Below are 13,915 nucleotides of genomic sequence, written 5' to 3'. Positions count from 1 at the left end.
TCACTGTTTTCTAAATAATTTTATTCTTTATAATCTTCATTAACAAATTTAATAAATAGCACCATTGTTTTTTTGACATATGTCAAACTTTTGTGAAAGTATACCTTTATTTCCATTCAATTAAATATTATCATTACAATTAGTAAGGATGTTTATAACATCGAAAAAATTAGATAATAAAATGTAATGTCAGCTTTTTAAGGAGTTCATATGCTATTTAACCGTAGACAGTTCTTTAAGATCTGTGCTGGTGGCATGGCAGGAACAACTGTCGCTACTTTAGGATTAATGCCGAATGTAGCGCTTGCACAAACTCGCCAATATAAATTGTTAAAATCAAAAGAAACGCGAAATAATTGTACTTACTGTTCTGTTGGATGTGGAATGCTCCTTTATAGCCGAGGAGATGGCGCTAAGAATGCCGAATCGTCTATTTTTCATATCGAAGGCGATCCTGACCATCCTGTTAGTCGTGGTTCACTTTGTCCGAAAGGTGCTGGCGTACTCGACTATATTAAAAGCGAACAACGAGTTAAATACCCAGAGTATCGTGCGCCAGGTTCTGACAAATGGCAACGAATCAGCTGGGATGAAGCAATTGACCGCATAGCTCGCTTAATGAAAGCTGACCGTGATAAAAATTTTCAAGAAAAAAATGAACAAGGAACGACGGTTAACCGCTGGACAACTACTGGCTGGCTAGTGACTTCTGCTGCGAGTAATGAAACGGGTTGGTTAGCATTTAAAGTTGCCCGTTCTTTAGGAATGCTAAGCCTTGAAACTCAAGCTAGAGTTTGCCATGGGCCCTCAGTATCTAGTTTAGGTGCTACCTTTGGTCGAGGCGCCATGACCAATAACTGGAACGATATTAAAAATGCTAATGTGGTTATTGTTATGGGGGGTAACGCAGCTGAAGCCCATCCAGTTGGTTTTAAATGGGCAATTGAAGCCAAAATTACTAACGGTGCAGAACTCATAGCGATTGATCCACGCTTTCATCGAACCGCTTCGGTAGCTGATCATTATGTACCTATTCGTGCAGGTTCAGATATCGCTTTTCTACTTGGTATCATTAATTACCTTATCACTAATAACGAAGTCAACTTTGAATACCTTATAACACACTCTAATGCTAGCTTAATTGTGCGTGACGATTTCAACTTTGATAATAATAGTGGATTGTTCAGTGGTTACGATGCTGCAAACCGTCAATACGATCAAACCAGTTGGGCATATCAAAAAGATGAAAATGGTTTTGCATTAAGAGATAAAACATTAAGTCACGCACGCTGTGTTTGGAATTTACTAAAACAACATGTTAGTCGCTATACGCCAGAAATTGTAAATAAAATAACGGGTAGTCCTGTAGATGGCTTTTTACATGTTTGTCGTTCACTCGCCAGTACTAAAACCAATGATCGTGCGGCAACTTTCCTATATGCATTAGGTTGGACTCAACATACTTATGGTACACAAATCATCCGCACTGCAGCAATGATTCAACTGATTCTTGGTAATATTGGTGTCATGGGTGGTGGTATAAATGCTTTGCGTGGTCACTCAAATATTCAAGGATTAACTGATGTAGGTTTACTGTCTAATCGATTACCTGCTTATCTTGATCTACCAAAAGATTCTCAAACATCGCTTGAACAATACTTAGCAGAAAAAACACCGAAACCTCTTGGTCCAAATGAGGTTAATTTTTGGGGTAATTACCCCAAATTCTTTATTAGTTTTATGAAAGCAATGTATGGTGATAAGGCAACTGGGGATAATAATTGGGGATTTGATTGGTTACCAAAATGGGATAAAACCTATGATATTTTACGTTTTAGTAAAATGATGCGTGACGGGCAAGCTAATGGTTTTATTTGCCAAGGGTTTAACCCACTGGCAGCCTTACCTGATAAAAATAGTATTCGTGAGGGATTATCCAAACTCAAATTCTTGGTAAATATCGATCCATTGCCAACTGAAACAGCCGAGTTTTGGAAAAATCATGGTGAATCAAATGATGTTGATCCAAGTAAAATACAAACCGAAGTCTTTAGACTTCCGGCCAACTGTTTTGCAGAGGAAAATGGGACAATTGTTAACTCATCACGTTTATTACAATGGCATTGGGCAGCTGCTAGACCACCTTATGAATCACTTTACGATCCAGAGATTATTGCGCGAATCTATTTAAGAATTAAAGAGCTTTATGAAGAAGAAGGCGGTGCTTATCACGAACCAATTAATAATTTAACTTGGGATTATCAAGATCCTGAAGGTCCGTCAGCCGAAGAGTTAGCAAAAGAGTGTAATGGTCGAGCATTGGCTGACATAACGGACACTAATGGCAATATCATCCTTAAAAAAGGCCAACTATTAAGTGGTTTTTCTCAATTAAAAGCCGACGGAACGACCTCATCTGGAATTTGGATATTTTGTGGTTCTTGGACTGAACAAGGTAACCAAATGGCTCGCCGAGATCCTAGTGATCCATCAGGTAAGGGTATTCATGCTGGCTGGGCTTGGGCTTGGCCGATGAATCGACGTGTACTCTATAATCGTGCTTCTACTGATGAAAATGGAAAACCATGGGATCCAAATCGGATGTTAATCAAATGGAACGGAACAAGTTGGGTCGGCAATGACGTACCAGATTTTACTGCCACATTATCACCAGATTCTGGAGCGGGAGCCTTTATCATGAACAATGATGGATTAGGTGGGCTGTTCTGTTTGAATCGTTTAGTTGATGGACCGTTTCCTGAACATTATGAACCATTTGAAACACCAATTTCAAATAACCCAATGCACCCTAAACAAGTAAATAGTCCAGTAGCTCGGGCATTTAAAGAAGATTTAGCTCGCTTAGGTAAAGCAGATGAATTTCCTTATGTTGGTACAACATACAGTATTACTGAGCACTTCCACTTTTGGACGCAACATGCAAGATTAGCTTCAATAACACAACCAGAACAATTTATTGAGCTCAGTGAAAATCTTGCGAATAAAAAAGGCATAAAATTGGGCGATACAGTGAAAGTAACTTCATATCGAGGTTATATCAAAGCCAAAGCAGTTGTGACAAAACGTTTACCTACTTTGACAGTTGATGGTAAAGAGATCGAAACCATAGGAATTCCAATTGTTTGGGGATTCACAGGTCAAACTAAAAAAGGCTTTTTGGTTAATGAATTAACACCGCATTTAGGTGATGCTAATTCACAAACCCCAGAATACAAGTCCTTCTTAGTCAACATCGAAAAAGTTACCACAGCGGCATAAGAAGGAGGATAGATTATGTCATTACAAACTCAAGATATTATTCGCCGCTCAGCAACTAATGCCCTAACACCTGCACCTAGGGCAAGAGATTATCAGCAGGAAGTAGCTAAATTAATTGACGTGACCACCTGTATCGGTTGTAAAGCTTGTCAGGTAGCTTGTAGCGAATGGAATGATCTGCGAGCAGAAGTAGGAAATACCGTCGGCGTTTATGATAATCCAGCTGACTTAGAACCAAAAGCATGGACCGTAATGCGTTATTCAGAAGTTGAAATCAATGGCAAATTCGAATGGCTTATACGTAAAGATGGTTGTATGCATTGTGCAGATCCTGGTTGCTTAAAAGCGTGCCCATCTGAAGGAGCAATCATTCAATATGCTAATGGGATTGTCGATTTCCAATCAGAACACTGTATTGGATGTGGTTATTGCGTCGCAGGATGTCCATTTAATATTCCACGTGTTAGCAAAGAAGATAACCACTCTTATAAATGCACATTATGTGTTGATCGAGTTGCTGTTGGTCAAGAACCTGCTTGCGTAAAAACCTGCCCTACTGGAGCAATTCATTTTGGCACCAAACAAGATATGATTCGCCATGCCGAACACCGAATTGTTGATTTAAAAAAACGTGGATTTGAAAACGCAGGACTCTACAATCCAGAAGGTGTCGGCGGTACTCATGTTATGTATGTACTACATCATGCTGATCAACCTGAACTTTACCATGGATTACCTAAAGATCCTCAAATTAGCGAAATCGTTAAATTCTGGAAAGGCGCATGGAAACCACTATCAGCTGCTGCTTTTGTTGCAACTTTTGGCGGATTACTCTTCCACTACATGGGGGTAGGTGCAGTTGAAGTCGATGAAGAAGATATTGAACACGAAAAAGAAGCGGACAAACAAGCAAGAAAACGTTTAGGACTACCTATTTTAGGTCGAAAAAATAGTCCTAATTCAACACAATCGGAGGCTCGTCATGAATAAGAAAGGAATGATATTAAGAACACCACTTATTGTACGCTTCTGTCATTGGTGTATGGTCTGTTTGTTTATATTAACCGCGTTATCAGGTTTATCTTTATTTTTTCCATCAATCAAGTTATTTGGATTATTTCTTGGCACACCACAATTGGTGAGAGCTTTACACCCTATAATTGGTTGTGTGGTATTCATTTTATTAATGTTCATGTTTATCAAATTAGCTCATCACAATATTCCAAATAAAAATGACCTTTTATGGATTAAAAACTTTAAAAACGTGATTATGGGAAAAGAAGAAGGTATCCCAATTGGTAAATATAATGTTGGCCAAAAGTTTTTATTCTGGTGCATTATGAGCTTAATCTTTGTGCTATTCGTTACGGGCTTGATAATGTGGCGCCGATATGTATCTGATTATTTTCCTATTCAAATAGTCCGAATCGCAATATTTTTCCACTCTTTTGCTGCTATTTGTCTTATTTTACTGGCTATTGGTCATGCTTATATGGCAATTTGGGTTAAAGGGTCTATAAAAGGAATGATAACTGGATATGTATCACGAGCGTGGGCATTTAAAAACCACTCCTCATGGTACGAAGAAGAAATGAAAAAAGTCTATCAGCAAGAACTTAAAGATAATCAAAAGAACGATATTGAGCCATCATCTCAAACAGAACAAAAACCTGCTTTATAAGAATAATTAATCTCCGCTGATATAAATCAGCGGAATTCTTAGCCTATTAGATTAATGATGGAAAAAATAACAAAATTGGTAATCAAGAATGAGTATAAAAATCATCCCACGAGAGCAGCTTGAACAACAAAACACCGTAATTAGACAGATTCCCTTACTCTTTTATCCATCACCGAAAACACTTTATATTCATCGCGCTGAGCGTTTAAAAACGCTAGCACGAAACAATTCTTTAAGCGATTATTTAAATTTCTGCGCTAAGATTGTCGAGCAACAGGCTATTTTAATCAAAAAACCTATTGATATCTCTCCATCACTTAATAATCATTTTCCGCCATTAAGTTTGGAAAACTTACCATTAAATGATATTTGGCAAGATTATTTATTAACATTATTAAATTCATTTTCAAATACAACCTATCAAATTCAATCTGTTATTGAACAATTAAAACAAAACGATTCTAATCAACTTCAAGAGAAAGCACTCAACTTACTCAATGGTAAATTTACTTTGGTTGACGGTAATGAATCCATATTTATTTGGTCAGCTTTATCAGTCTATTATTGCCAACTAGCTAGTCAAATTAAAGGCAAAGCCGTCGCTGAAAATACCAATGAAAGCTGGCTATGCCCAGTGTGTAATAGTATGCCAGCTGCGAGTATTATTCAGCTTGGTGCAAATAATGGATTAAGATACCTTCATTGTAGCTTATGTGAAAGCGAATGGTATGTACCACGAGTGAAATGTACTTGTTGTGATAATATGCAAGATATTCAATACTTCTCTTTGGATAAAGAATTAGCTGCAATAAAAACCGAGTGCTGTGATGCTTGCCATAGCTATTTGAAAATCTTAGACCAAGATAAAGATCCTCATATCGAAATCATTGCTGATGATATTGCCTCATTAATATTGGATATCAAGACTGAAGAAGAAGGATTTGCAAAAAGTGGGTTAAATCCTTTTGTCTTTGCCCAATAAGAAATTACAAAAGTTAAAAATATTACTTAACATTTTGTAATATTGAGATTAGAATCATATCACTGTACTAGTTTACGAGTTCTTTATGATGAAACGCGCTATAATTTTAATATTGATGTTAGTAATTACGCCATTTTTCTGTTTGGCTAATGCGGTAAAAAATGTTGCGATAACAGCAATTGTTGAACACCCTTCATTAGACCAAATCCGTGATGGAGTAAAAGATGAGTTAACAGCAAATGGATTTAAGTTAAACGATAATTTAAATGTCCAATATCGAAGTGCCCAAGGTAGTAGTGCAACAGCCGCACAAATTGCCAGACAGTTCGTTGCAGCTAAACCAGACGTCATCGTTGCAATTGCAACACCAAGTGCTCAAGCAACAGTTGCCGCAACTAAACAAATACCCGTTGTTTTTGCAGGAATTACTGATCCAATTGCAGCAAAATTAATTAAAAATTGGAATCCCTCTCATAACAATGTCACTGGCGTTTCAGACTATCAAGAAATAGGCCCTCAAATTGAATTTATGAAAAAAGTTGTGCCTAATGTAAAATCTGTTGGTTATATTTATAGTCCTAGCGAAATTAATTCCACTGTAGTGTTAAAAAATCTTCAAAATGAACTTAGCCAACAAAATATTTCATTGGTGGCGGTACCTGCCCAACGTACAGCGGATATTTCAACAGCAGCCAATACATTGAAAGGAAAAGTTGATCTGATCTACACCACAACAGATAACAACGTTGTTTCAGCTTATGAATCATTAGTTAAATTTGCCAATGAAAATAAAATCCCACTGTTAGCATCGTTTCCTGATGCCATTGAGCGAGGAGCTGTTGCTGCTTATGGAATGAGCTATTACGATGTAGGTCGTCAATCAGGTAAGCTGGTGGTAAGAGTTTTAAATGGAGAAGATCCTGGCAATATTAAACCCGAAATCGGACAAACATTACGCCTTGTAGTCAATACTGATGCAGCCAAAAAACAAGGAATCTCTTTACCTCCTGACGTTATCGAGTCTGCCTATAAAGTTATTGGTCAAAAATAAAATCATATATCTAAATAAAATCAATTCTTTGTCCATTTTAATGGGCAAAGAATGTTCAAAAACCCCGTTCCTCACCGCAAAATTTTTTAAAGTATTATTGATAAGCCTATTTTATTCATAATTCCCTGCAATAAAGTGTATTAAAATATTTACACATATACTTTTCATTAAATCTAGAAAATTATCTGTTTTTGCTTTATAGTAAACGTATATTTAGGTTGGTTGTAAAATAAATATTACAGGAGCACCACATGCGGAATTTAATCATCAAGCTTTTTATGTTACTTAGTTTGTCTGTAGTAACATTTTTTTCATTAGCAGATAATAAATCTGAGCAAAAATATGTCGCGATAACAGCAATTGTAGAACATCCTGCATTAGATAATGTTCGCAAAGGTGTTGAAGATGAATTAAAAGATAATGGCTATATTGTTGGTCAAAATTTAAAATTACAGTTTGCTAGTGCTCAAGGTAGTAGCGCTAATGCTGCCCAAATAGCAAAACAATTTGTTGCTAATAAGCCCAATGTTATCGTTGGTATTGCAACACCTAGCACCCAAGCTTTAGTGGCAACAACCAAAACGATTCCTATTGTATTCACTGCTGTCACTGATCCCGTTGCTGCTAAATTAACACCTAGTTGGGAAGCTTCTAAAACCAATGTAACTGGTGTATCAGATGCATTATCTTTAGAATCACAAATCGATATGATGTTAAAAATTAAACCTGATGCAAAAAATATTGGTTATGTTTATAGCCCAAGTGAAGTAAATTCCACAATTGTGCTTAAAGAATTACAAGTTGCACTTGGAAAACGCGGCATGAAAATTATTGCTGCACCAGCACAACGAACATCTGATATTTCAACCGCCGCAATAAGTTTAAAAGGAAAAGTTGATCTGATCTACACAACAACCGATAATAACGTCGTTTCAGCTTATGAAGCATTAGCGAAGGTTGCCAATGAAAACAAAATTCCTCTTCTTGCATCAGATCCTGATTCAGCTGAACGAGGTGCAATTGCTGCTTTGGGAATGAGTTATTATGACCTTGGTCGCCAAGCAGGTAAAATTGTTATTCGAATTCTTAATGGTGAAAAACCAGGTGATATTCCACCACAAGTTGGTAACATCACACAATTAACTATTAATAAAAAGGCTGCTGAACGCCAAGGTGTCACTCTATCTGAAGAGGTTTTAAAATCAGCAGCAAAAATTGTTGAAAAATAATTTATTAAACCGTTTTAATAACTAAACCGCCTACTTTGGCGGTTACTTTTTTTAGTGGATATTTTCATGTCATTTGAATTTTTATTAGGCTCAGTTGGAATAGGACTTATTTACGCATTAGTTAGCTTAGGCGTGTTTATATCGTTTCGACTACTTGACTTCCCCGATCTAACCGCTGATGCGAGTTTTCCACTTGGCGGGGCAGTATGTGGTTTGTGTATGTATGTCGGTATTGATCCATGGATTGCAACTTTTCTAGGTATGTTTGCAGGTTGTATTGCCGGTGCAATGACTGGACTGTTATATGTTAAACTTAACATATTACAATTACTATCAAGTATTATCGTGATGATAGGCCTTTATTCAATTAATCTAAGAATTTTAGGATTAGGACCTTATCTCATGGATGAAACACCAAGAATGGCTGGTTCGCCTAATCTATCTTTACTCGATGCAAAAACTATTTTCTCTCCATTTATTAATGAAGATTATAGTAATCAATATTTAGTGCAACCACTTATGGTTTTAGCTTTTGTTGTTGTATTTTGGTTGCTACTTAACCTATTTTTAAATACCCAAATCGGATTGGCTTTAAGAGCGACTGGTACTAACCAACGAATGGCTAAATCCCAAGGAATTCCAACAGGTGGTATCACTATTTTAGGTATGGCAATTTCAAACGGATTAATCGCACTTGGTGGTTCATTATTTGTTCAAACTCAAGGCGGTGCTGACATTACTATTGGGGTGGGGACTATTGTTATCGGCCTTGCATCAATCATTATAGGTGAAAGTATTTTCCCAACAAAACGCATTTGGGCGGTTATGATTGCTGTTATTTTCGGCGCTATCTTATACCGTTTATTTATTGCCTTTGCACTTAGCAATGAATTTTTACAAGAGATCGGTGTCGGTACAGAAGATTTAAATCTTATCACGGCAATATTGGTTGTTTTAGCTTTAGTCTTACCAAAACAACTGAAAAAATACTCAAAAAGAAGAGGGAAGTAAGCATGATCAATGTTGGGCAATTGCAATTGACGTTTAATCAAGGAACACCAATTGAAAATCATGTATTACGAGGTTTAAATCTCAATATCAGTGAAGGTGAGTTTGTTACTATAATCGGTAGTAATGGCGCAGGAAAGAGTTCTTTACTTAATGTGATTAGTGGTGATTTGATTGCTGATTCGGGACATGTGATTATTAATAATAAAGATGTGACTCGTTGGCCTGCTTGGAAAAGAGCCGGTATGGTTGCACGAGTATTCCAAGATCCTATGGTAGGAACATGTGAAAATCTTACTATCGAAGAAAACTTAGCGATTGCTTATAACAGAGGTAATAGTTTCACTTTACTACCAGCATTAAATCGCAAGCTGAGGGCCTTATTTAAAGAAAAACTAGCAACACTCAATTTAGGCCTTGAGAATCGCTTATCAGATATGATGGGATTATTATCAGGAGGACAAAGACAAGCAGTAAGTCTATTAATGTCGACATTACAACCATCTAAGATTTTATTACTTGATGAACACACTGCTGCACTTGATCCCAAAACAGCACAATTCGTTTTGGATCTCACTAATGAAATTGTTTTAAAAAATAAGTTAACCACAATGATGGTTACCCATTCAATGAAACAAGCTTTAGAATACGGCACAAGAACAGTCATGCTTCATCAAGGGCAAGTGGTGCTTGATGTTTCAGGGGAAAAGCGAGATAAATTAACCGTCAATGATTTATTAGAGATGTTCGAAAAAACTCGCGGTGAAAAAGTAACAGATGATGCCCTACTTTTAGGCTAATAATAAAAATTTAAAGCAATATTTATTTAATGAATATTGCTTTTTTCAATCTATTGTTCATTTATTCAATCTCCATTAACACAAAATCTAACACGCTTTTATCCCTCACTATTAATGGTTATTGATTTTGTGAGTATTCTCAAAATCCATATTTTATCTACCAAATTAACTTTGCGTTATTCATCCAATCATCCAATCATGAACTCATTAAACCCTTTAATTTTTAATTTAATAATTTTGTTAATTTAGATGTATTTAGTATTTTGGAAAAGATTACCTTTTCCCCAAATTATCTTGTTACTAAAGATAATATGAAAGAAATTATGATGTTTTTAAGTTATAGGTAAGTAGCATTTAACGCATTAATTATTTAAAGGGAAGTGTTTTGTTCTATTCTTTGATTTTCGTTGATTATTAAGCTGCTAAAAATATCAGAGAGATATAGGAATTTATTTGCTCAATAGTATTAAAAATACTGATCCCTAAATGCAAAAAAGCCCAGCATTGCTGCTGGGCTTTCGCTCTAATTTAAAAGTCTGGCGGCACCCTACTCTCACATGGGTAATACCCACACTACCATCGGCACTACGGCGTTTCACTTCTGAGTTCGGCATGGGGTCAGGTGGGACCACCGCGCTATTACCGCCAGACATATTCTGTCTTCTCTTTTTCAACTGATGATGATTATCACATATCTTCACCAATCGCTCAATCCGGAACAAACTGTTTTATTAATCTTTAACCATCTTTCGATGATTTCTTAATCTCAACTTCGCGTATCCCAAAACAACTCCGAGTTGTAAGGTTAAGACTCTCGGTTCATTAGTATCAGTTAGCTCAATGTATCACTACACTTACACACCTGACCTATCTACGTCTTAGTCTCAAACGGACCTTACTGAATCTCTTCAGGGAAAACTCATCTCGAGGCTAGTTTCGTGCTTAGATGCTTTCAGCACTTATCTATTCCGCACGTAGCTACCGGGCAATGCAATTGGCATCACAACCCGAACACCAGCGGTGCGTTCACTTCGGTCCTCTCGTACTAGAAGCAAACCCTCTCAATTTTCCTACGCCCATGGCAGATAGGGACCGAACTGTCTCACGACGTTCTAAACCCAGCTCGCGTACCACTTTAAACGGCGAACAGCCGTACCCTTGGGACCTACTTCAGCCCCAGGATGTGATGAGCCGACATCGAGGTGCCAAACACCGCCGTCGATATGAACTCTTGGGCGGTATCAGCCTGTTATCCCCGGAGTACCTTTTATCCGTTGAGCGATGGCCCTTCCATTCAGAACCACCGGATCACTATGACCTACTTTCGTACCTGCTCGAGCCGTCACTCTCGCAGTCAAGCTAGCTTTTGCCATTGCACTAACCTCCTGATGTCCGACCAGGATTAGCTAACCTTCGTGCTCCTCCGTTACTCTTTGGGAGGAGACCGCCCCAGTCAAACTACCCACCAGACAGTGTCCCTTACCTCGATTCAGAAGTATAGGTTAGAACATCAAACATTAAAGGGTGGTATTTCAAGGATGACTCCATGCATACTGGCGTACACACTTCATAGTCTCCCACCTATCCTACACATTAAGGCTCAATGTTCACTGTCAAGCTATAGTAAAGGTTCACGGGGTCTTTCCGTCTTGCCACGGGTACACCGCATCTTCACGGCAATTTCAATTTCACTGAGTCTCGGGTGGAGACAGCCTGGCCATCATTACGCCATTCGTGCAGGTCGGAACTTACCCGACAAGGAATTTCGCTACCTTAGGACCGTTATAGTTACGGCCGCCGTTTACTGGGGCTTCGATCAAGAGCTTCTGCTTACGCATAACCCCATCAATTAACCTTCCAGCACCGGGCAGGCGTCACACCGTATACGTCCACTTTCGTGTTTGCACAGTGCTGTGTTTTTATTAAACAGTTGCAGCCAGCTGGTATCTTCGACTGATTTCACCTACATCCGCGTGGGACTTCAATTACCATCAGCGTGCCTTCTCCCGAAGTTACGGCACCATTTTGCCTAGTTCCTTCACCCGAGTTCTCTCAAGCGCCTGAGTATTCTCTACCTGACCACCTGTGTCGGTTTCGGGTACGATTAACTATAACCTGAAGCTTAGAGGATTTTCCTGGAAGCAGGGCATCAATTACTTCACTACCTTAGTAGCTCGTCATCACGCCTCAGGGTCTCAGTGACCGGATTTGCCTAATCACACCCCTACACGCTTAACCCACCATCCAATAGGTGGTAAACCTAGCCTTCTTCGTCCCCCCATCGCAGTTATAGCCAGTACGGGAATATTAACCCGTTTCCCATCAGATACGCCCTTCGGCCTCTCCTTAGGGGTCGACTCACCCTGCCCCGATTAACGTTGGACAGGAACCCTTGGTCTTCCGGCGAGCGGGCTTTTCACCCGCTTTATCGTTACTTATGTCAGCATTCGCACTTCTGATACCTCCAGCATGCCTCACAACACACCTTCTACGGCTTACAGAACGCTCCCCTACCCAATACACTTACGTGCACTGCCGCAGCTTCGGTGCATAGTTTTAGCCCCGTTACATCTTCCGCGCAGGCCGACTCGACTAGTGAGCTATTACGCTTTCTTTAAATGATGGCTGCTTCTAAGCCAACATCCTAGCTGTCTAAGCCTTCCCACTTCGTTTCCCACTTAACTATGACTTTGGGACCTTAGCTGGCGGTCTGGGTTGTTTCCCTCTTCACGACGAACGTTAGCACCCGCCGTGTGTCTCCCATGATTAAACTTGTCAGTATTCGGAGTTTGCATCGGGTTGGTAAGCCGGGATGGCCCCCTAGCCGAAACAGTGCTCTACCCCCAACAGTTATACATGAGGCGCTACCTAAATAGCTTTCGGGGAGAACCAGCTATCTCCCGGTTTGATTGGCCTTTCACCCCCAGCCACAGGTCATCCGCTAATTTTTCAACATTAGTCGGTTCGGTCCTCCAGTTAGTGTTAACCAACCTTCAACCTGCCCATGGCTAGATCACCGGGTTTCGGGTCTATACCCTGCAACTTAACGCACAGTTAATACTCGGTTTCCCTTCGGCTCCCCTATTCGGTTAACCTTGCTACAGAATATAAGTCGCTGACCCATTATACAAAAGGTACGCAGTCACACATACCCAACGGTACATGCTCCCACTGATTGTACGTACACGGTTTCAGGGTCTATTTCACTCCCCTCCCGGGGTTCTTTTCGCCTTTCCCTCACGGTACTGGTTCACTATCGGTCAATCAGGAGTATTTAGCCTTGGAGGATGGTCCCCCCATCTTCAGACAGGATATCACGTGTCCCGCCCTACTCTATAAGCTTCCACATAATGCATTTTCATGTACGGGACTTTCACCCTCTATCGTGCGACTTTCCAGACGCTTCCACTAATACATTATGCTACCCGCTTGGGCTACTCCCATTTCGCTCGCCGCTACTTTGGGAATCTCGGTTGATTTCTTTTCCTCGGGGTACTTAGATGTTTCAGTTCTCCCGGTTCGCCTCATCTGACTATGTATTCATCAGATGATAGTGCAGTCGCCTGCACTGGGTTTCCCCATTCGGACATCAACGGCTATAGCGCCTTTTATCGGCTCACCGTCGCTTTTCGCAGATTAACACGTCCTTCATCGCCTCTGATTGCCTAGGCATCCACCGTGTACGCTTAATTTCTTAACCTTACAACTCACAGTTGTCTTGGTTTTAATTACGCTTTTTCTCTTTTCTACTTCATCACATCCATACTTTCATACAAATGCTTTCCGTAAAAACGAGAACTCGTTTCTTTCAGCTTGTTCCTAATTGTTAAAGAGCTTTATCTTTCTATTCATTCGAATATCAAATAAATACAAAAATAATTTTAT

8 protein-coding genes and 2 rRNA genes are annotated in these 13,915 nt (G+C 39.2%); 8 read left to right on the top strand and 2 right to left on the bottom strand.

Going from position 1 to position 13,915, the window contains the following annotated elements:
• Positions 1-210 precede the first annotated feature (210 nt).
• The 8 genes from fdnG (at position 211) to A9G08_RS00230 (ending at position 10,030) form a co-directional block, all read left to right on the top strand.
• Entirely contained in the window at positions 211-3,279 is a 3,069-nt protein-coding gene (fdnG, locus tag A9G08_RS00265) for a formate dehydrogenase-N subunit alpha (RefSeq protein ID WP_081299424.1), read from the top strand.
• A gap of 15 nt (positions 3,280-3,294) precedes the next feature.
• Entirely contained in the window at positions 3,295-4,269 is a 975-nt protein-coding gene (fdxH, locus tag A9G08_RS00260) for a formate dehydrogenase subunit beta (protein WP_081299423.1), read from the top strand.
• Complete coding sequence (locus A9G08_RS00255) at positions 4,262-4,960, top strand: formate dehydrogenase subunit gamma (RefSeq protein ID WP_065561760.1); 699 nt, start codon at positions 4,262-4,264, stop codon at positions 4,958-4,960. Before fdxH ends, A9G08_RS00255 begins: the two co-directional genes overlap by 8 nt.
• Before the next feature lie 88 nt (positions 4,961-5,048).
• Entirely contained in the window at positions 5,049-5,942 is an 894-nt protein-coding gene (gene fdhE, locus A9G08_RS00250) for a formate dehydrogenase accessory protein FdhE (RefSeq protein ID WP_065561759.1), read from the top strand.
• Between the two features lie 85 nt (positions 5,943-6,027).
• A complete protein-coding gene (locus tag A9G08_RS00245) occupies positions 6,028-6,993 on the top strand; it encodes an ABC transporter substrate-binding protein (protein WP_065561758.1) in 966 nt (321 codons plus the stop codon).
• A gap of 251 nt (positions 6,994-7,244) precedes the next feature.
• The gene (locus tag A9G08_RS00240) at positions 7,245-8,222 is read left to right on the top strand and encodes an ABC transporter substrate-binding protein (protein WP_065561757.1); all 978 of its coding nucleotides are present in this window, start codon (positions 7,245-7,247) and stop codon (positions 8,220-8,222) included.
• Between the two features lie 66 nt (positions 8,223-8,288).
• Complete coding sequence (locus A9G08_RS00235; protein WP_065561756.1) at positions 8,289-9,233, top strand: ABC transporter permease; 945 nt, start codon at positions 8,289-8,291, stop codon at positions 9,231-9,233.
• A gap of 2 nt (positions 9,234-9,235) precedes the next feature.
• Complete coding sequence (locus A9G08_RS00230) at positions 9,236-10,030, top strand: ABC transporter ATP-binding protein (protein ID WP_065561755.1); 795 nt, start codon at positions 9,236-9,238, stop codon at positions 10,028-10,030.
• Between the two features lie 534 nt (positions 10,031-10,564).
• Here A9G08_RS00230 and rrf read toward each other — a convergent pair.
• Positions 10,565-10,680, bottom strand: a 5S ribosomal RNA gene (gene rrf, locus A9G08_RS00225).
• Positions 10,681-10,831: 151 nt separating this feature from the next.
• Positions 10,832-13,730: ribosomal RNA gene (locus A9G08_RS00220) — 23S ribosomal RNA — on the bottom strand.
• Between the last annotated feature and the right edge of the window lie 185 nt (positions 13,731-13,915).

The organism is Gilliamella sp. wkB195, assembly GCF_001690445.1.
Taxonomy (GTDB): domain Bacteria; phylum Pseudomonadota; class Gammaproteobacteria; order Enterobacterales; family Orbaceae; genus Gilliamella; species Gilliamella apicola_E.
Note: the sequence above shows the minus strand (reverse complement) of the source record. Positions and strands in the feature narration are given on the sequence as shown.